The organism is Novosphingobium soli (assembly GCF_042432915.1).
Classification (GTDB): domain Bacteria; phylum Pseudomonadota; class Alphaproteobacteria; order Sphingomonadales; family Sphingomonadaceae; genus Novosphingobium; species Novosphingobium soli.
The window spans coordinates 52,421-73,610 of record NZ_JBHLWK010000001.1; the positions used below are offsets into that span (position 1 = coordinate 52,421).

Here is a 21,190-nt window from a genome sequence, read left to right on the forward strand (position 1 = left end):
ATGGGCCGGGGGCCCGGTCACTTGAAAGCGCAAGCCCTTGCGGGCTCATTCGTGCCACGTGACGCCGTCGCGCTCGGCGAGCGCGATGGCGGCGGACGGGCCCCAGCTTCCTGCGGTGTAAGTCCTGGGCTCGCGCTGCTGTTCCTCCCAGCCCGCACGGATCGCATCGATCCATTGCCACTGCGCCTCCACCTCGTCGCGGCGGACGAACAGCGTCTGGTCGCCTTCGATGAGGTCGAGCAGCAGGCGCTCGTAGGCGATCCGGCGCTGGCGGTCGGCGAAGGCGTCGGGGGTGGTGATCGCGAGCGGCACCGAGCGCAGGCCGTAGCCGTCGCGGTCCAGGCCCGGCACCTTGGCCATGAGCGAGAGCGTGATGTTCTCTTCGGGCTGGATGCCGATCACCAGGCGGTTGGGCACCGTCTTCGCGCCGCGGCCATGGAAGATCGCGTGCGGCACGTCGCGGAACTGCACCACGATCTCCGTCGTCCGCCGGGGCAGGCGCTTGCCGGTGCGCAGGTAGAAGGGCACGCCCTGCCAGCGCCAGTTGTCGATGAAGGCCTTGATCGCGACGAAGGTCTCGGTGTCGGAAGCCTTGCCGAGCTCCTCGTCGTACCCCGGCACCGCCTGCCCGTCGATCGCGCCGGCGCGGTACTGGCCGACGACCGTCTGGTCGACGTTCACCTTGCGCAGGGAGTGGAGGACCTTGACCTTCTCGTTGCGCACGCTGGTCGCGTCGTACGAGACGGGCGGTTCCATCGCGACCAGGGCCAGGAGCTGGAGCATGTGGTTCTGCACCATGTCGCGCAGGGCGCCGGAATCGTCGTAGTAGGCGACCCGCGATTCCAGGCCCACGGTCTCGGCCACGGTGATCTGGACATGGTCGATGTGCGCCGCGTTCCACAGCGGCTCGAACATCAGGTTGGCGAAGCGCAGAGCCAAGAGGTTCTGCACCGTCTCCTTCCCGAGATAATGGTCGATCCGGTAGATACGCTCCTCGGGAAAGGCGTTCGCCACCGCGTCGTTGATGACCTTGCTGGACGCGAGATCGACGCCCAGCGGCTTCTCCAGGCCGATGCGGACGCGGGGGCCGGACAGGCCGCTCTTTTCCAGCCCGTGGATGGTCGGTTCGAACAGGCTGGGCGCGGTGGAGAGGAAGATCGACAGGCCTTCCTCCGGCGTGCCCACCTTGTCTGCCAGGGCCTGGAAGCTGTCGACGTTGGTGGCGTCGAGCGGCTGGTAGCGCAGGCGGTTGAGGAACGTCGCCATGCCGCCGCGGCGACCGGCGGGAAGGAACTGCTCCAGGGATTCGCGCGCGAAGTTGCGGAAGGCGGCGTCGTCGAGGTCGGAGCGCGCGGTGCCGACGATCTCGATGCGCGGGTCCAGAAGGCCCTCCGCGTCGAGCGCGCACAGCGAAGGGAGCAGCATCCTGCGGGAGAGATCACCTGTGGCGCCGAAGAGGAGCAGGCGATCGGAAGTGAATTGCGTCACGGGTACCTTTCCAGCGGACGGCCGCGCTCCTCCTCGCGACCGTGACGGACGGAGCCGGGCGCGGAGGGCGTGTCCGGCTTGCGGACGCCGCGTCAGGCGCGGGCCGCATAACAAATGTGGGGAGCCAAGGCTAGGTCGCTCGGCGCAGGTCGGCAGCTTTTCCCAAGTCGCGGGAGCCCTGCCCGACACGGAAACGTCATTCTGCCCCTCGGGGGATAGAGAATGTTGCAACGGTACTGTCATGCGCGCATGCCACCGGCGCTGAATCACGCGGCGCACCGGGGCACGGACGGCGACGGGATACGACTGCGGGCGACAAGGCCGGACGAAGGAACAGACTGCGCATGAACACCGAGGGCGCCCACCTCCTTGAACATCTCCAGACGCCGGCGATGATGGTCTCGCGGGGGCTGGTCCGCTTCGCCAACACTGCCGCCAAGGCGCTGCTGGGCGCGCACATCGTCGGGCAGGACGTGCGCATCGCCATTCGCGATCCGCGGGCGGTGGCGGCGATCCTCAGCGAGGACGGCGGCGCGGCGCGGGTCAAGGGGCTGTCGACCGGCGGCTCGGTGTGGGAGGTCGATTGCCGCGTGGTCGGCCCGCAGGAGCGGATCGTCAGCCTCTACGACCTGTCGGAGCGGGTGAGCGTCGCCAAGTCGCACGCGGACTTCGTCGCCAACGCCAGCCACGAGCTGCGCACGCCGCTGGCCAACGTGATCGGCTACTGCGAGACGCTGCTGAACCCCAAGGCGGGCGGCGACGAGGCCGTGCGCAACCGCTTCCTCGGCACTATCCGCCACGAGGCGCAGCGCATGCAGGCGCTGATCTCGGACCTCATGTCGCTCTCGCGGATCGAGGCGGTGAAGCACGAGGCACCTTCGGAGAGCGTCGACATGGTGGCACTGGCGCATGAGGTGGCCGGCGAGTTCCGCGGCGGCGCGCCGGTCTCCGTGCGCGCCAACTGCACGAGCGCGGTGATCGCGGGCGATCGCGGCCAGCTCTCGCAGGTGCTGCGCAACCTGATCGACAATGCGCGCAAGTACGGCCGGCCCGAGGGGCTCGTCGAGGTCTCCGTCGAGGCGGCGAGCACGGGTTGGGTGCTGGTGACCGTGCGCGACGAGGGCGAGGGCATCCCGCCCGAGCATCTGCCGCGCGTGACCGAGCGCTTCTACCGCGCCGACACCAGCCGCAGCCGCGCGGCAGGCGGGACGGGGCTGGGCCTCTCGATCGTCAAGCACATCGTCGAGCGCCATCGCGGTCGCTTCGACATCGAGAGCCGGCAGGGCGTCGGCACCACCGCCTCGCTCATGCTGCCGCTGCGGACCGTGGACTGAGCCCGCGCGTCAGAAGTCCAGTTCGAAGCGGGTGCCGATCACGTTGGCGTCGTAGCTGTCGTCTCCGGAGGGCAGCGCCGTGGCGCCGGTGTAGCGCAGCAGCGCGTAGTCGAGGTGGAAGCGCAAGTTGCGGATCGGCGTCCAGATCAGGCCCGCGATGTAGGCGTCCTGGGTGCCGCCGCGGACGTCGCGATCGTTGAGGTCGAGCCAGTCGTAGCGCAGGTTCACCTGGATCGAGCCGGGGCCTCCCTCTCCCAGCGGGCGGGCCGGCGCATTGTTGGTGAAGATCCCGCCCTTGTAGCCGCGGCTGTCGCCCCGGGTGAGGAAGTAGCCGAGCTCCGCATAGGCGCCGCGGAACGTGAGTGGAGAGGCTCCGACGCGGTCGGCGGTCAGGGCGTAGTACTCCCCGGCGCCGTGCCAGCGGCCGGCGATGGCGGCCAGCTCGAGGCCGTACATCGTCTCGTGCTCGACCTTGAGCGCAGGGGTGCCGATCAGGCGCGTGTTGGTGGTGTGGAGGAAGGGACGCTGGCGATAGCGGATGCTCGCGTCGGCGAGGCGGCCCAGCCGGCGCCAGTGCGCCGAGCCGCCGAGGTGGAGCTGGACCGCTCCCAGCCTGGGGTTCAGGACCAGGCGCCCGTCGACCGAGTAGCTGTTGTTCTCGTCCCCGCCGCTGGTGCCGTCGCTGCTGTTGGCCAAGGCGGTGATGTCGTCGGTGAACACGCCGAGTTGCGCGATCAGCGGACCGCGGGTGTACTGGACGCCGAGGCCTAGGCGCCGCTCGAAGGCGAAGGCGTCGGTGAAGGCGGCGCGCTCCATGACGCTGCCCGACGTGTCGCCGGTCAGCTCGTCGAGCGACCAGAAGGCGTTCTGGTTGCCCACCCGGACCTGCCAGCGGCCCTGCTCGAAAGTGAGGAAGGTGTCGACGAGGTCGACGGCGTTGTCCGAGAGCTCGACCTCCAGCTTGTAGGAGAACTGGGGCGACAGCTCGCCTTCGGCGCCGAGGCGGATGCGGCGCATCTCGCTGGAGAAGCCGAGGCCCTGGTCTTCGAGACTGGAGGGCGCCGAGACGATGCCGGCATCGGCCTGGATGCGGCCCTTCATCTTGAACGCCTTCCCGCCCGCAGGGGACGGCGTCGCGGCGGGTGCTGGGGCAGGGGCCGGCGCTTGGACCGAGGCGAGGGCAGGGATCGGCGCCGTCGCCGCGTCCGGCGCCGGCGATTCCGGCGCCGCCGTGCCGGGCGCCTGCGCCGCGAGCCGGCTCTCCAGTGCTTCCAGCCGCTCGCGCAGTTCCCGGATCTGCGAGCGCAGCGCCGCCGCTTCGGAGGCGTCGATGGCCTGCGCGAAGGCGGGCAGCGGGGCAGCGACGGCAAGGGCCGCGGCTGCAGCCGCAACGGGAGTTCGCATGGGCATCGCTCTCCTGCATGAGGAATTCATCGGGTGGTCCCGTCTGGCGCAGCGGCCTCTATGACCTGAACGTGACGAATAAATGACACTTCGGAGACAGGCGAGGCGGTGGCTGCCTCCGCCCGGTGCTTGCCATCGTCTGATGCGCATCCTAGACCCTCGTCAACGCTGCAGCGATCTCGACAGGTCGCCGGGAGAGGCACAGCCAGCGTGGTCGGCAGGATCGATCATCGGCGTTTTCCGCGCGTCGGCGGGAGTATGTCATGCTTTCGTCATGGAAGTGTCATTGAAGCCCAATAGGGGCGCTCCACAGTAGAAGCCCAAGGGGGTATCCAATGCGTTCGACCAAGATCATGATCTTCGCCGCGGGGTCCGTGCTGGCTCTCGGTGCCTGCGGCGGGTCCGGTGGCTCGTCCCAGGGTTCGCGGGACTTCGTCCGCGCCGTGGGCTCCTCGACCGTCTATCCCTTCGCGACCGCCGTGGCGGAAGCCTATGCCAAGGCCAGCGGCGTCAAGTCGCCGGTGATCGAGGCGACCGGCACGGGCGCGGGCATGAAGCTGTTCTGCGCCGGCGTCGGCGCGCAGCACCCCGACATCGAGAACGCCTCGCGCCGGATGAAGAAGTCCGAGTTCGACGAGTGCCAGAAGAACGGCGTCAAGGACATCGTCGAGATCCAGGTCGGCATCGACGGGATCGCCTTCGCCGAATCGAAGCAGGGTCCCGGCTTCAAGCTGACCCCGGTGGACGTCTACAAGGCGCTGGCCGCCAAGCCCTTCGGCAAGCCGAACACCGCCAAGACCTGGAAGGACGTCAATCCCTCGCTCCCGGCCGAACCGATCCTGGTCTACGGCCCGCCCTCGACCTCGGGAACGCGCGACGCGCTCAAGGAGCTGATCCTGGAGGCCGGCTGCAAGACCGACGCCGCCACCGCGGCGCTCAAGGACAGCGACAAGGACAAGTACGAGGCCACCTGCCACAACATTCGCGAGGATGGCCCCTACGTCGATGCGGGCGAGAACGACAACCTGATCGTCCAGAAGATCTCGCAGAACCCTAAGGCCATCGGCGTCTTCGGGTACTCGTTCCTGGAAGAGAACCCGGACAGCCTCAAGGGCATCGCGATGTCCGGCATCGAACCGACGTACGCGACCATCTCGGACTACAGCTACCCTGGCGCGCGCCCGCTCTACATCTACGTGAAGAAGCAGCACGCGGGCCCGATCAAGAGCCTGCAGGGCTACGTGGCGGAATGGACGAAGTCCTGGGCGCCGGACGGCCTGCTGCAGAAGAAGGGCATGGTCATCGCGCCGGAGGACGTGCGCACCAGGAGCGCGGACGTCGCCTCGAAGATGACCCCGTTGAACGGCGCGGACCTGAAGTAAGCGCAAGCTTGGTGCTTCCCTCCGGCCATCCACCGCACTGCGCCCGCGCATGGGCGCGTGGCAGCGCGGTCCGGGGCGCGCCGGCGGGAAGCGTAGCGTGAAGAAAGGGCCGGGCGGCCAGTCATGATTCTCATAGGCGTTCTCCTGGCCGTGCTCGGCCTCGGCCTGGTCGGCTGGTTCGCCGCGCGCGGGCGCGCGCGGCTGCTCTACAAGGGCCGCGGGTCGATGCACTCGATGCCGGCCTATCATGGCTGGCACGTCGCGCTGTGGATCCTGATCCCGGCGCTGGCGGCCTGGGGCGCGTGGCAGGCGATCATGCCGGGGCTCGTCGAAGGCTCCGTCTTCGCCAGCCCCGCCGCCGCCTCGCTGCCGCAGGACCCGTTCCTGCTCGGCTCGATCCTGGCCGAAGCCCGCAACCTTGCAGCCGATCCCTCCGCCTCCGCCTTCAACCCGGAGGCGCAGGCGCTGGTCGAGCCGATGCGCGCCGCACAGTTCCGCTACGGGCTGATCGGCGCCGCGATCGTGCTGATCGTCGCCTTCGCCGGCGGCGCCTTCGCCTTCACCCGCGTACGCGCTGAGTTCCGCGCCCGCACCGTGGTGGAGCGGGTGGTGCTGGCGGTGCTGCTGGCAGCCTCGCTGCTGGCGATCCTCACCACCTTCGGCATCGTCGCCTCGCTGCTGTTCGAGGCCGGGCTGTTCTTCAAGGACGTCTCGCCGATCGCCTTCCTGACGGGCACCCACTGGTCCCCCGCGAGCACGGCGGGCGAGAACATCTCGGACAACTTCGGCGCGGTGCCGCTGTTCTGGGGCACGATCTACATCGGTGCGATCATCGCCATGGTGGTCGCCATCCCGCTCGGTCTGATGAGCGCGATCTACCTGACGCAGTACGCCAGCCGCGACGTGCGCAAGTGGGTCAAGCCGCTGCTGGAGATCCTCGCCGGCATTCCCACCGTCGTCTACGGCTACTTCGCCGCGCTGACGGTGGCGCCGATCATCCGCGACTTCGCCGCCTCGGTCGGCATGGATAATCCCTCCACCGAGAGCGCTCTGGCTGCCGGCCTGGTGATGGGCGTGATGATCATCCCGTTCGTGTCCTCGATGGCCGACGACGCGCTGGCCGCGGTGCCGCGCGCGATGAGCGACGGATCGCTGGCGCTGGGCGCCACCCGCTCGGAGACGATCAAGAAGGTGCTGCTGCCGGCCGCGCTGCCGGGCATCGTCGCGGGCGTGATGCTGGCGATCAGCCGCGCCATCGGCGAGACCATGATCGTCGTCATGGCCGCGGGTGCCGCCGCCAATCTCTCGGCCAATCCGTTCGCCTCGATGACGACGGTGACCTACCAGATCGTGCAGATGCTGACCGGCGACCAGGAGTTCAACAGCCCCAAGACGCTGTCGGCCTTCGCGCTGGGCCTGGTGCTCTTCGTCGTCACTCTCATCCTCAACATCGTCGCCCTGCGCGTCGTGAAGCGGTTCCGCGAAGCCTATGAGTAAGTCCGACTGGAATTCGCCCGCGGCGGCCAAGCGCCTCGCGCGGCGCCACGCTTCCGAGCGTCGCTTCAAGGTGCTCGGCCTGGGTGCCATCGTCCTCAGCCTGGGGTTCCTGGCGCTGCTGCTGGTCATCATGCTCAAGAACGGGCTGGGCGGGCTGGACTGGGCCTTCCTCTCCGGCTCGGACTCGACCGACGCCAGCGCCGCGGGCGTGTGGGGCGCGGCCAAGGGTTCGCTGCTGACCATGCTGGTGACGCTGCTGCTGAGCTTCCCGATGGGCGTGCTCGCCGCGATCTACCTCGAGGAGTTCGCCCCCCGGGCGCGCTGGATCGAGTGGGTGGAGGTGTCGATCAACAATCTCGCTGCGGTGCCCTCGATCATCTTCGGCCTGCTGGGCCTGGCGGTGTTCATCAACACCTTCAACATGCCGCGGTCCTCCCCGCTGGTGGGCGGCCTGACGCTGGCGCTGATGACGATGCCGGTCATCGTCATCTCCGGCCGCAACGCCATCAAGGCGGTGCCCCCCTCGATCCGCGAGGCGGCCTACGGCCTCGGCGCGAGCAAGGTGCAGACCACGTTCCACCACGTCCTGCCGCTCGCGCTGCCGGGCATCCTTACGGGCACCATCATCGGCATGGCCCGCGCGCTGGGCGAGACGGCGCCGCTGCTGATGATCGGCATGCGCGCCTTCGTCGTCACTCCGCCGGATGGCCTGACCGCTCCGTCCAGCGTGCTGCCGATGCAGATCTTCCTGTGGTCCGACGAGATCGACAAGGCCTTCGTCCAGAACACATCCGCCGCCATCATCGTGCTGCTGCTCTTCCTGCTCGCGATGAATGGCCTGGCCATCTATCTTCGAAACAAGTTCGAAGTCCGCTGGTAGGGACATGACCGAAGCAAAAATCACAGCCCGCAACGTCGACGTCTTCTACGGACCGAAGAAGGCGATCAACGACGTCTCCATCGACATCGGCAACGGCATCGTCACCGCCTTCATCGGCCCGTCGGGCTGCGGCAAGTCGACGTTCCTGCGCACGCTCAACCGCATGAACGACACCATCGCGGGCGCCCGCGTCGATGGCGAGATCCTGCTCGACGGCGAGGACATCTACGATCCGGCGATGGATCCGGTCGCCCTGCGCGCCCGCGTCGGCATGGTGTTCCAGAAGCCGAACCCGTTCCCCAAGTCGATCTACGAGAACATCGCCTATGGCCCGCGCATCCACGGGCTGGCGAATGCGAAGGCCGACATGGACGTGGTGGTGGAGCGCGCGCTGACCAAGGCGGGCCTGTGGGACGAGGTCAAGGACCGTCTCTCCGACGCCGGCACCGCGCTTTCGGGCGGCCAGCAGCAGCGCCTGTGCATTGCGCGCGCCATCGCCGTGAGCCCCGAGGTCATCCTCATGGACGAGCCGTGCTCTGCGCTCGACCCGATCGCCACCGCGCGCATCGAGGAACTGATCGACGAGCTCAAGGAGAGCTTCGCGATCGTCATCGTCACGCACTCGATGCAGCAGGCGGCCCGCGTCTCGCAGAAGACCGCGTTCTTCCATCTGGGCAGCCTGGTGGAATACGGCGAGACCGACCAGATCTTCACCAACCCGCGCGAGACGCGCACCAAGGACTACATCACCGGCCGCTACGGCTGAGGTGATGGGTTAAGGAAAACGCCATGGTCGATCATACCGTAAAGGCCTTCGACAGCGAGATCGGGCAGCTGCGCGGCCTCGTCGCCGAGATGGGCGGGCTTGCCGAAGTCGCCATCCGCGACGCCATCACGGCGCTTGTCCACCACGACGAGGAGCTGGCCGCGCAAGTCGTCGCCGCCGACGCCCGCCTCGATGCGCTGGAGGCGGAGGTGGACCGCCTCGCGGTGCGCACCATCGCGCTGCGCGCGCCGATGGCCGACGATCTTCGCGACGTCATCGCCGCGCTCAAGATCTCCGGCGTGATCGAGCGCATCGGCGACTATGCCAAGAACATCGCCAAGCGCATCAACGCGCTCGAAGGCCGCACCAAGATCGACCCGGTCACGCTGGTGCCGGCCATGGCCGAGATCGCCGAGAGCATGGTGCGCGACGTCCTCAATGCCTACGGCTCGCGCGATGCGGCGCTGGCGGTGGAGGTGATCCGCCGCGACCAGAAGCTGGACCAGTTCTACAACACGCTGTTCCGCTCGCTGCTGACGCACATGATGGAGAACCCGGCGACGATTACCAGCGCTGCGCAGCTGCTGTTCATCGCCCGCAACCTGGAGCGCATCGGCGACCACGCCACCAACGTCGCCGAAATGGTCTACTATGCCGCTACCGGCGAGTACTGCACCGAACGCGATTCCCTCACCGACGACACCTCGCAGGGGATGCTCTCGTGAACGCCTCGATCCTCGTCGTCGAGGACGACGTCGCACTCAGCGAGCTGCTGACCTGGAATCTCAGCGCCGAGGGCTACGACGTGCGCTCCACGCCCGACGGCGAGGAGGCGCTGGTCATGGTGCGCGAGCAGATGCCCGATGCCATCGTGCTCGACTGGATGATCGAGCAGGTGCCCGGGATCGAGGTCTGCCGCCAGCTGCGCAAGGACAAGGAGACCGCGCAAGTCCCCATCATCATGCTCACCGCGCGCGGCGAGGAAGAGGACATGATCCGCGGCCTCAAGACCGGCGCGGACGACTATGTCACCAAGCCGTTCTCCCCGCGCGAGCTGATGGCGCGCATCGAGGCGCTGCTGCGCCGCGCGCGCCCTTCGCTCGCGGGGAGCGTGCTGCAGTGGGGCGACATCGAGCTCGACGCGACCAGCCACCGCGTCCGCCGCTCGGGCGAGGCACTGCACCTGGGCCCGACCGAGTTCCGCCTGCTGCGCTACTTCATGGAGCGCCCGAACCGCGTCGTCTCGCGCCAGCAGATCCTCGACGGCGTCTGGGGCATGGACTCCGACATCGACGAGCGCACGGTGGACGTCCACATCCGCCGCCTGCGCAAGGCGATCAACCGCGACGGCGACACCGATCCCATCCGCACCGTGCGCGCCGCCGGCTACGCGATGGACGTGGCGTAAGGCCGACCGGCGCACGGGTTTCCGGACACTCATCGCTCCGGCGCCTTGCCGCCCGGGCCGGCGCGCCTAATCCTCTCGCCAACGATACGAGGGCGAAGGTGCGATGACCGGCAGGCTGACTTTCAGCTATCTCTACGATTTCCGCAATCCGGCGCCGTGGCGCCGCGATCCCGAGGCGCTCTACGCCGAGACGCTGGACGTCATCGCCGAGACCGAGGCGTTGGGCTTCGACGGCGCCTTCGTCCCCGAGCATCATCTGGCGGACGACGGCTACATGCCCTCGCCGCTGGTGACGCTCGCCGCCGTCGCTGCGCGCACGAGGCGGATGCGCATCGGCACCGGCATTGCGCTCGGCCCGCTCTACGAGCCGCTGCGTTTTGCCGAGGACTGCGCGGTGCTCGACATCCTCTCGGGCGGACGGCTCCAGCTGGGCCTCGCCATCGGCTACCGCGCGCGTGAATATGCCGCCCATGGTCTCGACTTCACCAAGCGCGGGGCTCGCTTCGACGTGTTCCTGCACCTCCTGCGCCGCCTGTGGGACGGGGAGAGCGTGGATCACGAGGACCGGTTCTTCACGCTCGGGCGGGCGCAGGTAAGCCCGCTTTCCTGTCGCCGGCAGATACCGCTGTACATCGGCGGCTTCGCGCCCAAGGCGATGGAGCGCGTGGCGCGGTACGGCGACGGCTACTTCGGCAATGCCGAAGTCTGGCCGCTCTATCGCCAGAAGCTGGAAGAGCAGGGCAAGGACCCCGCCCAGGCCCGGATTTGGCTCCAGGGGCTGATGCTCGTCGTGGCGCACGACAAGGTAGCGGCGATGGAGGAGCTGGCTCCGTACTTCCACCATGTCAGCAACAGCTACGGCGCGTGGATGAACGAGGACAAGGCGATCGGCCTGGAGGGTGCCGTCTTGCGCCCCATGGACCTGGACGCCTTCAAGGCGAGCGGCATCCTCCAGATCCTCACGCCGGAGGAGGCGGTGGCGCACTTCCGGCACCTGCGCGAGACCGCGCCGGTCGAGCAATTCACGATGGCGATGCCGCCCGGCCTTCCGGCGGAGCGCTTCCTCGCATATGCCGGGATCTTCGCGCGGGAGGTTCTTCCGCATTTTCAGTGAGGGCCGGTTGCAGGCAGATGACGATGCAATTCCGGGAGCAGTTCCGGGGCCAGGCGCTCGGGCCGGGGAGGAGCGTCGCGGCGGATCGCCGCAGTCGGTCACCCGCGTCATCCGCGTGCTGGAGGCCTTGTGCGCGAGCAACGAGCCGGTCTCGCTTGCCGACCTGAGCCGCCGGCTCGCCACGCCCAAGAGCAGCCTGGCGGCGCTCCTGCGCGGCCTGGCAGACGAGGATCTGGTGACCGCTACGGAAGGCGCCTGGCGGCTCGGTCCGGGGGCATTCGGGCTCGGCAGCGCGCTCACCGAGGCGCGGCGCCGGCTGCAGAGCTCCGATCTGGTGCGCGAAGGGATGCGGCGGCTGTCGGAGCGCAGCGGCGAGACCGTGCTGCTCGCGGTGGGCGACCCGGACGGCGACATGGTCACATACGTGGATCTCGTCGAGAGCCGCAATGTCGTGCGCTACTCGGTCTCCGTCGGCGACCGGCGGCCGTTCTATGCCACGGCGGGCGGTCGGGCGCTGCTCTCCACCTGCTCGCCTTCCGCGGTGGACGCGTACTTGAAGCGGGTGGGCGTGGAACGTCTGGCGCCGACCACCGAGACCGACCGCGCCGCGCTGTCCGCGATCGTGGAAAGCGCGCGGGAGCGCGGCTTCGCGCAGACGGTGGACCAGGCGGCCGAAGGCGTGACGGGCACCGCCGCGGTCATCCGCGACGCCTCGGCCCGGGTCGTCGGCGCGCTGGTGATCGCGGCGCCGACGGCGCGGGCGCGCGACCGGTTGGATGAGCTGGCGCGGCTGGTGCTGGCGGAGGCTGCGGCCATCTCGCGCAGCCTCGGATTCCGGTAGCGTCAGGCGGCGCGGCGCAGAATGCCGTGCGTTTCGCCCAGGGCCGTGGCGATGGCGGCCAGGAACTGGTCGGTCGCCCGCTCCCAGGAATAGAGCGCGCCCAGCGCCGCGGCGTCGGTCCGCTCGACGGTGAGGGCACCGTCGATGGCGCGCGCCAGGTCCGCGTCGATCGCGCCTGCCGGCCAGCCGACGCGGTGGTCGACGCCGCGGCCATCGGGGCCGAGGATGTCGATCGGGCCGGTCACCGGGAACGCGGCGACCGGGGTTCCGCAGGCCAGCGCCTCGATCACGACCAGCCCGAAGGTGTCGGTCAGGCTGGGAAACACGAAGCAGTCGGCGGCGCGATAGGCGGAGGCGAGCGCCTCCCCGCAGAGCGCGCCAAGGAAAATTGCGTCGGGATAGCGCCGCCTTAGCGTGTCGAGAGCGGGACCGTCGCCCACCACCACTTTCGTGCCCGGGGTCTCTAGGCCCAGGAAAGCCTCAAGGTTCTTCTCGGGCGCGACGCGGCCGACGTTGAGCAGGACCGGCCCGGGCAGGGCGGACATCGCGGGATGGCGGGGGCCTTCGAGCCGGAACAGGGCATGGTCGATGCCCCGGCTCCACGCCCGCGTGGGCCCGATGCCGCGCCCCTCCAGCTCTTCCGCGAGGCTGCGGGTGGAGACCATGACCGCCTGGCTCTGCGCGTGGAAGCGTTGCAGGATGGGCCAGAAGTACGCGGCCGACAGCCCGGTGCGCACCGCGGCATACTCGGGAAAGCGCGTATGGAAGGCGGAGGTGAACGGCACCCCGCGCGACAGGCACCAGCCGCGCGCGGCCCAGCCGATCGGACCCTCGGTGGCGATGTGGACGATGTCGGGCGACGCCTTGTCCAGCATCCGCCGCACGCCGAAGCGCGGCGCCATCGCCAGCCGGATCGAGGCGTAGCCGGGCATCGGCAGGGTCAGGAAGCGATCGGGGGTGATCGTTTCGACCTGGTGCCCGCGGCCGACCAGGTGCTCGACCGTCGCGGTCAGCGAGCGGACGACCCCGTTGACTTGCGGCAACCAGGCATCGGTCGCCAGCGCCAGCTTCACGCCTCGGCCCTCGCGCCCTCGGCGGCATGGTCCACGCCGGCGAGCGCGGCCGAGGCGGCCTCGCCCCCGGTCTCGGCCACCCAGTCGATGATCGACATGGTCCCGGCGAAGTCCTCCGCCAGCGCGGTGCAGCTTTCGACCCAGTCGCCGTCGTTGTAGTAGGTGATCCCGGCGAATTCGCGGATCTCGGCGCAGTGGATGTGGCCGCAGACCACGCCGTCGAAGCCCCGGCTGGTCGCCTCGTTGGCGACCGCCTCCTCGTAGCTGCCGATGAACTGGACCGCGTTCTTGACCTTCTTCTTCATGTAGGCCGAGAGCGACCAGTACGGCATCTTCAGCCGGCGGCGCACCGCGTTGAAGGCGATGTTGGCGCGCAGCAGCATCGAATAGGCCTTGTCGCCCAGGAAGGCGAGCCACTTGGCGTAGAGCACGACGCCGTCGAAGGCATCGCCGTGGGTCACCAGCAGGCGGCGGCCGTCGGCCGTGACATGGACCGCTTCCAGCGCCAGCTCGACCCCGCCGAAGCTGAGGCCGGCATAGTCGCGCAGCATCTCGTCGTGGTTGCCGGCGATGAAGATCACGCGAGTGCCGCGGTGCGCCATCTTGAGGATGCGGCGGACCACTTCGTTGTGCGCATCGGGCCAGTACCAGCCCTTGCGCAAGCGCCAGCCGTCGACGATGTCGCCGACGAGGTAGAGCGTCTCGCATTCCACCGCGCGCAGGAAGTCCACCAGCATCGCCGCGTTGCAGCCGCGCGTGCCGAGGTGGATGTCCGAGATCCAGATCGTGCGGTACTTCCGCTTGGGCCGGAAGCCCTTGGGATCGGGGATGTCGAGCCAGGCCGGGATGCGGCCCCGGCGTTCGGCTTGGCGTTCGAGAAGAGTGTCGACGTGGTCGCGCATGGTCGTTCGTCCCCGGTTCCCTGCGCCCCTCCCACTGCCATCGTGCCGTTGCGCGGCGGTGACGGTTGCGGGTCACTTCGATGACACGCGGCGGCTCCTGGCCGGCTTTCTCCCGACCGTCACCGATATGTCACCCGTTCGTCACACTGCGGAGGCACAAGCCCGCGCGTACCGAGGGCGGGCAGCCATTCAGAAGGCGGGCGAAGGGGCGATGCGGCGGATCGACATATTGCTGGCGAGCGAGCTTTCGGGCGGCCTTTCGCCGTTCCGTCACGACCAGTTCGACGTCCTCCTGCACCGCTGGACGGACTTCTCCGAGCTGCCGCTGATCGAGGGCGCGCTCTGGATCTTCATCGACTGGGTGTTGCCCGAGATGTCGGGACTGGAACTCTGCCGCCGGCTGCGGGCCGACAGCCTCACGGCTCACGCGCACGTGACCATGGTGCTGGAGGAGGACAACCAGGAGGACCGCAAGCGCGCGCTGCGGATGGGGGCGGACGACTACATGGTCGGCCCGCTCAGCCGCACGGCGCTGCTCGACCGGGTGCTGGGCGCGAACCTGGGGGAACAGGACAGCGCCGGGATCCGCATCGTCACTCAAGGCGACCTGATGGTCGACGTGGCGGCCTTCCAGGCGCGCTTCCAGGGCAAGCCGATCCTGCTGATGCCCAACGAGCTGCGGCTGCTGCGCTACTTCATCGAGCATCCCGGCCGCGTGTTCAGCCGCAGCCAGCTGATCGCCGCGCTCGGCAAGCAGGAGCCGCCGGTGGACGAGCGGACGGTCGACGTGTGGATCGGCCGCCTGCGCCGCGCGCTCAAGGGCGTGGGCGCGGGCAACCCGCTGCGCACGGTCCGCTCGCTCGGCTACGTCTTCGACGCGGCCTAGGCGGCGTGGACAAGTTGGGACGTCCGGTTTCGCCCCCTTTGCGCCATAGCTGCCCTCAACGCCAAGCCCGTAAGCAGACGTCTTCGACGCAGCGGCGAGCTACCTCAGTCGACACGCTACCCTTTGAAGCGAGTAACTTGCGAAAGGCTTCTCATCGTTGTTTTCGTCCCGCGCTACGATCTGCCACATGAGGTGATTTCCCGAGAGACGCCAACGGTTCACGTATGCGTCGTCGGGATACTGGTAGGTGACGTTGAACCCTTCGGAGCTGATTTCGCCCTGCCCTAAAGCAGCGAAGCCACCTCCGAAGCTGTCGGCCCAAAAGCCAACGATCTGATCTTCCGTTTTCCCCGGCTGCTTGTTAGCTCCGCCAAATATCAGGTGAGCCGAATAGCGATCTTTGACATCGCTTACGGCGCTGCTTTGGACATCTAGCGCCAACATTGCTTCCTGAACGATTGGCTTTGCGAAGATACTGATGGTGACAGGTTTGTTCATCACCTCGCCGCTACCCTCCCAGCAACCTTTGAGGGCGATGACCGGCGGTGGAACTGGCGTCGTGCCCGGTTCCGCAGAATGTGCCGCAGCCGACGCGGCGAGCAGAACCACCATGGCACAACATAGCTTCTTGAGCATCAAAACCCCCATATTTCTTTCTCTATTAAGGCGGAGGAGCAACGAAACAAGGAATGTCGGCAAAATGCGGTTCGTGGCCGGAGGCGGACCGACCGCTGTCCACCCATTTCGGTCATTCCGGTCGACACGGAATTCGTCCAGGCGGCCTAGCGCGGAGCCCTTCGGGCGCGGCCGGTCAGCCGATCCAGCCCGCGGTCTGCGCCAGCAGCCACAGGCCGATCGCCAGGAACGCCAGCGCCGCGATCGTGCGGACCAGGCTCAGCGGCACCAGCCGGGTGATCCGCTCGCCCAGGAACACGGCAGGAGCATTGGCGATCATCATGCCCAGCGTCGTGCCGGCCATGACCGGCAGCACGCTCTGGAAGCGGGCGCCCAGCGCGATCGTGGCGATCTGCGTCTTGTCCCCCATCTCGACGATGAAGAACGCGATCGTCGTGGTCAGGAACGGCCCGAAGCGGCCTGGCCCGGCCTGCTCGTCGTCGTCGAAGGTGTCGGGCACCAGCGTCCACGCCGCCATCAGGACGAAGCCCGAAGCCACCAGGTAGCGGAACCAGGCGCCCTCCAGGAAGGCGGCCGCCTGTTCGCCCACCAGCGCCGCGAGGAAGTGGTTGGCGAGCGTCGCCACCAGGATCCCGGCCACGATCGGCCAGGGCCGCTTGAAGCGGGCGGCCAGCACGATGGCGAGGAGCTGCGTCTTGTCGCCGACCTCGGCGAGCGCGACCACGGCGGTGGAGGTGAGCAGGGCTTCCATTCGGTACTCCGGGGCCGGGCGACAAGCGGACGCAACGACGCATGCGGCGCCCGCCCGGCCGAGCGGAACCGCGATACGCCATTGGTCTCGCCCGGACGGTGTCCCGTCCTCCTGCGCGCCACGGCCTCTCGACCGAGTGTGTTGACGGCAGGTCCCGCAGTGACGCGGGCGGCTACTCCCCAGATGACGCCCGGCGAGTAGTCCCGTCCGAGGGCTTTGGAAAGCGCAAAAAAGAGGCCCGGTCGCAGCGAGTGCGACCGGGCCGTGGAGGTGCCGTCGGGAGGGCAGGACCCCCCGGTGAGAAATCAGAAGTTGAGCTGCGCCGACAGCGCGATCACGGTGCCCACGTCGTAGGTGTTGAACTCCAGCGTGTTCTCGCCGCTGCTCTGGTACTCGCGGTGGCGGGTGCCGAGCAGGTTGCGGGCCTCGAACTTGAGCTCGACGTCCTGGCCGAGGAAATCGACGCCCTCGCGGGCGACGAAGTCCAGTTGCACGCCCGGCTTCTCGATGATGTCGGGCTGCGGGGTCGAGCCGTTGAGGCCGCGGCTGACCGAGCGCTTGCTGGCGAAGCTGACCAGCAGGGTCTGCTGCGACAGGCGTTCGGTGTTCTCGAGGCCGAGCTGCAGGTTCGCCAGGTGGTCCGACTGGCCGGTCAGCGGGGCGCCGTCGCGGAAGTAGTCGGTCGCCACGCTGGAGGAGGCCGCATAGACGGCCACCGCATCGCCCGCCGAAACCTTCAGGTCCGACTTGCTGTAGGTGTAGTTGGCAATGGCCACCACGCGGCGATCGGTCAGCCAGCCGCCGGCGCTGGACAGGTCGAAGTACTTCGTCAACTCGATCTCGGCGCCGTAGAGACGGGCCTCGGGCGCGTTGGCGTAGCTGGTGACGAGATTGTCCGACAGCAGCGTGATGAACGATTCGATCGGCTTGTCGATCTTCTTGTAGAAGCCCGAGATCGACACGCGCTGCTCGGGCGCGAAGTAGTACTCGAGCCGCGCCTCGGCATTGTACAGCTGGCTGTCGGTCAGCCGCGGGTTGCCGAGGTACTGGCGGTTGCTGTCGGGATCGAAGAACGGCTGGTAGATCAACTCGCGGAACTGCGGGCGCGCGATCGTCTTCGACGCGCTGAGGCGGGCCTGCAGGTCGGGCTGCAGCTGCCAGGTCAGCGTGGCGGAGGGCAGCCAGTACTCCTTCCGGAGCGCCGGCGTCGGCGTGTAGTTCGGCGGGGTCGAGAACACCTGGACGGCGGTCACTTCCTGCCGGGCCTTCTCGAAGCGCACGCCGGCATCGAGGCTGATCTCGTCGGTGAACTGGACGTTCGCCTTGGCGTAGCCCGCCCAGTTGCGCAACTTGCCGCGGAACGCCGGCGTCGCTTCGTCCGGTTCGATCAGGTCGATGCCGCCGATGGTGGTGCTGCCGCTCGCGGTTCCGGTGATGAGGCCGGGGGAGAGCAGCAGGTCCGGACGCAGCACCGCCGCCTCGTTGGGGAAGGTGCTGGAGGCGCGGAACAGGAACTGACGGCGCGAGCTGGTGCGGTCCGTGTCGCTGAAGGCGCCGCCCACGGTGGCCCGGATCGACGACGAGAGCGTGTAGGTCAGGTCGAGCCCGGCCGACCACAGGTCCTCGTTGAGGTCCGAGAAGGTGACGCTGGCCTCGCCGGCGTTGCCGTTCAGGCGGTTGACGTAGAGGTCGCCGTAGGGATCGGATTCCGCGTTGGTCCGCACGTACTCGAAGAAGTACTCGTAGGGAGCTTCGCGCTGCGAGTTGGCATAGCCGGCGCGCACGTCGATCGACAGATCCTGCATCGGCTTGAACTCGCCGACGACCTGGGTGTCGATCAGCTGGCGTTCGTACCAGCCGGTGTTCTGCTGCATGTAGTCGGCAGTGGTCTGGTTCCGCTGACCGACGCCGAGACGACCCTGCTTGATGGTGTCGCGGATGTAGAGGTTGGTCCAGCGGATCTGGTTGTCGCCGAACTCGAGGCCGAGGCCGAGCAGGCCGTTGGCGACGATGCGGTTGTCCGTCGTGACGCGGTTGAAGTCGGTCTGCAGCGTGGAGAGGTCGCCGCTGAACGAGGTCTGCTGAAGCGCCTGGCGGTCGAGCCACTTGTTGCTGAAGCCCGCCGCGGCGATCACGCCGAGGTCGGCGCCGCCGAGGTCGAAGGCGGTGCCCGCGGTGATCGAGGCGGAGTAGTTGACCGGCAGGTCGTGGACCTTCTGCAGCGTGGCGCGGCTGAAGCGCACGAGCTGCGAGCCGATCGCGCGGGTGTCCACGGTGCCCGAGTTCAGCGAGGCGCCGCTGTCGAAGAACGACTGCAGGGCCGGCGGCGTGTCGCGGCTGCCGTTGTCGAAGCCGGTCCAGTCGCTCTTGGCGCCGAAGTAGCTGTAGCCGAACTCGCCAGTGGTCTCGGAGTCCACCTGGAAGCCGCCGCCGATGGTCAGGAACGATTCGCGCGGGACCGCCTTGGTGGTCAGGTTGATGACGCCGCCGCCGAACTCGCCGGGGAAGTTGGCCGAGTAGCTCTTCTGCACCAGCGAGGAGGCGATCACGCCGCTGGGGAAGATGTCGAGCGGGACGACGCGGCGGAGCGGCTCGGGGCTGGGCAGCGGCGAGCCGTTGAGCAGCGCGAGCGAGTAGCGGTCGCCGAGGCCGCGCACGTAGACGTAGCCGTTGCCCACGACCGAGAGGCCGGTCACGCGGCTGAGCGCGCCGGCGATGTTGCCCTCGCCGGTGCGGGCGATCTCCTCGGTGGTGAGGACCGAGACGACCTGGTCCGAAGACTTGACGACGTTGCGGTTGCGCGCGCCGGTGACGATGATCTCACCGCCGCCCGGGACCGAGATATCGACCTGTTCGTCCTCCGGGGCTGCTTCCGCGGGCGGGGCCTCGGCGCCGCTGCCGGCGGTGGTGGAGGGTGCAGGATCAACCTGCGCGAACGCCACGGATGGCGTGACGAGTGCCGACGAGATCAATAGTGCGCCGGTGAGCCGCGACGTCAAAGACATCGGAATTCCCCTAGTTCCAAATGCAAGGACGGGGGCAGCCGTGTGCGACTGCCCCCGCGTTGTGTCAGGCAGTCCCCGTTCAGGTCGTCGGCAGCGACGTGCAATTGCCCGAATTGCCCGTGCCGAAGTTGGCCGTCGCGCTGTTGCAGGTCCAGCTGGCGTACCAGGTGTCGGCCGCGTTGCGCACGGCGCCGATCCAGGTGGTGGTGTCGAAGAAGCTCGAGACCGTCTTGGGATCGGTGGCGACGACGGCGCTCTCGTTGGCGCCGTTGACGAAGGTGCTCGTCAGGGTGCTGGTGAACGAGTCGCTGTTGTTGCGGGCGGTCGGTGCGAACAGCGACTGTACGAAGCTGGCGGTGTAGGTCGACGAACCCGAGCCGATGTACTTCGTGCCGTTGCACTGCATGACCGTCGAGGAGGCCGTCAGCGTCGCCGGGGTGGTGCCGGTGCCGTTCATGCGCAGGCACTCGTTGTTCGGCGTCACGATGAGGCCGTTCACCCAGGTCGTGTCCGAGTTGCCGCGCAGCAGGATCGAGGCCTGGTCGTTGCCCTCGTTGTTGCTGCTGGCGGCCGGCTGCAGCGCGGTGAAGTTGGCGACGGCCAGCTTGGTACGGGGCGAGTCGCTCTCGTTGCCGTTGCTGTCGATCTCCATCAGCGCGTCGCCCATGCCCGAACGCTGGGCGAGGATGGCGTACTGCACGTTCATCTGCGCGCCGGTGTCGACGTCGAGGCTGTCGTCGTCGGCGCCGATCGCGATGTAGTACTTCATGTTGACGTTGCCGCCGAACCACTCCGAACCGTCGTCCGAGCTGTTGAAGCTCTGGAAGTGGTCGATGGTGGTGCCGGTGCCGATCGCTTCGCCGGTCAGCGACTGCAGCTCGACGTTCGATCCCAGGATGAAGCCCGAGAAGCGGATCTGGAAGTACTTCATGGTGCCGGCGTTGTAGGCCGTGTCCGCACCGCCGAAGCGCGCCGGGTTGGGCGAACCTTCGGTCTGGCGCTCGCAGGTGCCCGCGGCGACGGTGCCGGTGGTGCAGTCGGTGACCGGCGCGCGGCCCATCAGCACGACGCCGCCCCACTGGCCCTGCGACGAGTCGCTGTTCAGGCCCAGGATGTTGTCGCGGCTGGTGAAGATGATCGGGGCCGTGGCGGTGCCGGTTGCGTTGATCCTGTTGCCGCGGTTGACGGCGAGCCACGACTGGCCGGTGCCGCCGAAGACGATCACGCCCGGCTCGATTGTCAGGGTGACGTTGGTGTCGGCCGTCAGCGAAGCGGAGGGGCAACCCACGGTCGAGGTGGCATAGGGTGCCGCGGTGCTCGGGGCGGTGAAGCCGCCGTCGCAGCCGACGTCGACGCGGCCGGGCAGCTGGTAGAGCACGCCGGCGAGCTTGGGCAGCGTGGTCGAGGTGCGGATCACGTTCGGCAGGCTGCAGACGCGCCAGGTGCCGGTGGGGCCGCTGATGGTGCCGGCATCGGTCAGGCCCTGCGGGTCGGCGATGGTGGGGCAGCCGGTGGCGGGCGTGACGGTACCCGTGTCGGGGGTCGGCGTGGGCGAGGGGCTGGGCGAGGGCGCCGGAGTGATGATGACGTCACCGCCGGTGCCGGGCGAAGCGATGTCGCTCGGACCGCAGCCGGCAAGAGCCAGGGCGCTGCAGCCCACCATGAGCAGACCAGAAATTTTCTTCACGATGGATCCCCCGTGTTCAGGTCGAACGAGGCGGCGATTCCGCCCTCGTTGCAAGCGGCGTCTAGGCCCGGGGGGTGACACTTTGTTGGCGCTACAATGACACTAATCTTCAGTTATGTGACGGCAGTACGACGAA

General features: G+C 68.3%; 18 protein-coding genes. 10 read left to right on the plus strand and 8 right to left on the minus strand.

The annotated features are described in order from the left end of the window. Positions 1-45 precede the first annotated feature (45 nt). Entirely contained in the window at positions 46-1,488 is a 1,443-nt protein-coding gene (gene zwf, locus ACFFJC_RS00160) for a glucose-6-phosphate dehydrogenase (RefSeq protein ID WP_379485549.1), read from the minus strand. 344 nt (positions 1,489-1,832) lie between these two features. Here zwf and ACFFJC_RS00165 point away from each other — a divergent pair, with 344 nt between their 5' ends. Further along, positions 1,833-2,822, plus strand: coding sequence for a sensor histidine kinase (locus ACFFJC_RS00165; protein WP_379485550.1), 990 nt, complete (start codon positions 1,833-1,835; stop codon positions 2,820-2,822). A 9-nt stretch (positions 2,823-2,831) separates the two neighbouring features. On the opposite strand, the gene ACFFJC_RS00170 is transcribed toward ACFFJC_RS00165, so the two are convergent. Next, on the minus strand, positions 2,832-4,226 hold the full coding sequence (locus ACFFJC_RS00170; RefSeq protein WP_379485551.1) for an OprO/OprP family phosphate-selective porin: 1,395 nt from the start codon (positions 4,224-4,226) through the stop codon (positions 2,832-2,834). 335 nt (positions 4,227-4,561) lie between these two features. On the opposite strand from ACFFJC_RS00170, the gene ACFFJC_RS00175 reads away from it, so the two are divergent. From ACFFJC_RS00175 to ACFFJC_RS00210, 8 genes are all read left to right on the plus strand, one after another. After that, the gene (locus ACFFJC_RS00175; RefSeq protein ID WP_379485552.1) at positions 4,562-5,608 is read left to right on the plus strand and encodes a substrate-binding domain-containing protein; all 1,047 of its coding nucleotides are present in this window, start codon (positions 4,562-4,564) and stop codon (positions 5,606-5,608) included. A 123-nt stretch (positions 5,609-5,731) separates the two neighbouring features. Further along, entirely contained in the window at positions 5,732-7,105 is a 1,374-nt protein-coding gene (gene pstC / locus ACFFJC_RS00180; protein WP_379485553.1) for a phosphate ABC transporter permease subunit PstC, read from the plus strand. After that, entirely contained in the window at positions 7,098-7,985 is an 888-nt protein-coding gene (pstA, locus tag ACFFJC_RS00185) for a phosphate ABC transporter permease PstA (RefSeq protein ID WP_379485554.1), read from the plus strand. The genes pstC and pstA overlap by 8 nt, the downstream gene beginning before the upstream one ends. 4 nt (positions 7,986-7,989) lie before the next feature. Beyond that, positions 7,990-8,751, plus strand: a complete 762-nt coding sequence (gene pstB, locus ACFFJC_RS00190; RefSeq protein WP_379485555.1) for a phosphate ABC transporter ATP-binding protein PstB — start codon at positions 7,990-7,992, stop codon at positions 8,749-8,751. Positions 8,752-8,774: 23 nt separating this feature from the next. Next, entirely contained in the window at positions 8,775-9,476 is a 702-nt protein-coding gene (gene phoU, locus ACFFJC_RS00195; protein WP_379485556.1) for a phosphate signaling complex protein PhoU, read from the plus strand. Beyond that, a complete protein-coding gene (gene phoB / locus ACFFJC_RS00200; protein ID WP_379485557.1) occupies positions 9,473-10,159 on the plus strand; it encodes a phosphate regulon transcriptional regulator PhoB in 687 nt (228 codons plus the stop codon). Before phoU ends, phoB begins: the two co-directional genes overlap by 4 nt. A gap of 103 nt (positions 10,160-10,262) precedes the next feature. Then, on the plus strand, positions 10,263-11,273 hold the full coding sequence (locus ACFFJC_RS00205; protein ID WP_379485558.1) for an LLM class flavin-dependent oxidoreductase: 1,011 nt from the start codon (positions 10,263-10,265) through the stop codon (positions 11,271-11,273). A 7-nt stretch (positions 11,274-11,280) separates the two neighbouring features. Beyond that, positions 11,281-12,114 (plus strand): IclR family transcriptional regulator, encoded by an 834-nt coding sequence (locus tag ACFFJC_RS00210; RefSeq protein ID WP_379485559.1) that lies wholly within the window; start codon positions 11,281-11,283, stop codon positions 12,112-12,114. A 2-nt stretch (positions 12,115-12,116) separates the two neighbouring features. On the opposite strand, the gene ACFFJC_RS00215 is transcribed toward ACFFJC_RS00210, so the two are convergent. Both ACFFJC_RS00215 and ACFFJC_RS00220 read right to left on the minus strand, forming a co-directional pair. Then, positions 12,117-13,187, minus strand: a complete 1,071-nt coding sequence (locus tag ACFFJC_RS00215) for a glycosyltransferase family 4 protein (protein ID WP_379485560.1) — start codon at positions 13,185-13,187, stop codon at positions 12,117-12,119. Then, positions 13,184-14,089: a UDP-2,3-diacylglucosamine diphosphatase gene (locus tag ACFFJC_RS00220; protein ID WP_379485561.1), complete on the minus strand. Its 906-nt coding sequence runs from the start codon at positions 14,087-14,089 to the stop codon at positions 13,184-13,186. The genes ACFFJC_RS00215 and ACFFJC_RS00220 overlap by 4 nt, the downstream gene beginning before the upstream one ends. Before the next feature lie 211 nt (positions 14,090-14,300). Here ACFFJC_RS00220 and ACFFJC_RS00225 point away from each other — a divergent pair, with 211 nt between their 5' ends. Continuing rightward, the gene (locus ACFFJC_RS00225; RefSeq protein WP_379485562.1) at positions 14,301-14,975 is read left to right on the plus strand and encodes a response regulator transcription factor; all 675 of its coding nucleotides are present in this window, start codon (positions 14,301-14,303) and stop codon (positions 14,973-14,975) included. A 99-nt stretch (positions 14,976-15,074) separates the two neighbouring features. On the opposite strand, the gene ACFFJC_RS00230 is transcribed toward ACFFJC_RS00225, so the two are convergent. The 4 genes from ACFFJC_RS00230 to ACFFJC_RS00245 form a co-directional block, all read right to left on the minus strand. After that, positions 15,075-15,611 carry a hypothetical protein gene (locus ACFFJC_RS00230; protein WP_379485563.1) on the minus strand — a complete coding sequence of 179 codons (537 nt, stop codon included), beginning with the start codon at positions 15,609-15,611 and terminating at the stop codon, positions 15,075-15,077. Between the two features lie 175 nt (positions 15,612-15,786). Beyond that, positions 15,787-16,362, minus strand: coding sequence for a TMEM165/GDT1 family protein (locus ACFFJC_RS00235; RefSeq protein ID WP_379485564.1), 576 nt, complete (start codon positions 16,360-16,362; stop codon positions 15,787-15,789). A 305-nt stretch (positions 16,363-16,667) separates the two neighbouring features. Further along, positions 16,668-19,367 carry a TonB-dependent receptor domain-containing protein gene (locus ACFFJC_RS00240; protein WP_379485565.1) on the minus strand — a complete coding sequence of 900 codons (2,700 nt, stop codon included), beginning with the start codon at positions 19,365-19,367 and terminating at the stop codon, positions 16,668-16,670. A 79-nt stretch (positions 19,368-19,446) separates the two neighbouring features. Next, positions 19,447-21,054 (minus strand): beta-helix domain-containing protein, encoded by a 1,608-nt coding sequence (locus ACFFJC_RS00245; protein ID WP_379485566.1) that lies wholly within the window; start codon positions 21,052-21,054, stop codon positions 19,447-19,449. Positions 21,055-21,190 lie beyond the last annotated feature (136 nt).

Bases quoted from the DNA above. Each gene is read 5' to 3' on its own strand.
- pstB (WP_379485555.1), top strand. From the start codon at position 7,990: ATGACCGAAGCAAAAATCACAGCCCGCAACGTCGACGTCTTCTACGGA.
- ACFFJC_RS00170 (WP_379485551.1), bottom strand. From the start codon at position 4,226: ATGCGAACTCCCGTTGCGGCTGCAGCCGCGGCCCTTGCCGTCGCTGCC.
- ACFFJC_RS00165 (WP_379485550.1), top strand. From the start codon at position 1,833: ATGAACACCGAGGGCGCCCACCTCCTTGAACATCTCCAGACGCCGGCG.
- ACFFJC_RS00205 (WP_379485558.1), top strand. From the start codon at position 10,263: ATGACCGGCAGGCTGACTTTCAGCTATCTCTACGATTTCCGCAATCCG.
- pstA (WP_379485554.1), top strand. From the start codon at position 7,098: ATGAGTAAGTCCGACTGGAATTCGCCCGCGGCGGCCAAGCGCCTCGCG.
- ACFFJC_RS00225 (WP_379485562.1), top strand. From the start codon at position 14,301: ATGCGGCGGATCGACATATTGCTGGCGAGCGAGCTTTCGGGCGGCCTT.
- ACFFJC_RS00220 (WP_379485561.1), bottom strand. From the start codon at position 14,089: ATGCGCGACCACGTCGACACTCTTCTCGAACGCCAAGCCGAACGCCGG.
- pstC (WP_379485553.1), top strand. From the start codon at position 5,732: ATGATTCTCATAGGCGTTCTCCTGGCCGTGCTCGGCCTCGGCCTGGTC.
- phoU (WP_379485556.1), top strand. From the start codon at position 8,775: ATGGTCGATCATACCGTAAAGGCCTTCGACAGCGAGATCGGGCAGCTG.
- ACFFJC_RS00175 (WP_379485552.1), top strand. From the start codon at position 4,562: ATGCGTTCGACCAAGATCATGATCTTCGCCGCGGGGTCCGTGCTGGCT.
- ACFFJC_RS00230 (WP_379485563.1), bottom strand. From the start codon at position 15,611: ATGCTCAAGAAGCTATGTTGTGCCATGGTGGTTCTGCTCGCCGCGTCG.
- ACFFJC_RS00235 (WP_379485564.1), bottom strand. From the start codon at position 16,362: ATGGAAGCCCTGCTCACCTCCACCGCCGTGGTCGCGCTCGCCGAGGTC.
- ACFFJC_RS00240 (WP_379485565.1), bottom strand. From the start codon at position 19,367: ATGTCTTTGACGTCGCGGCTCACCGGCGCACTATTGATCTCGTCGGCA.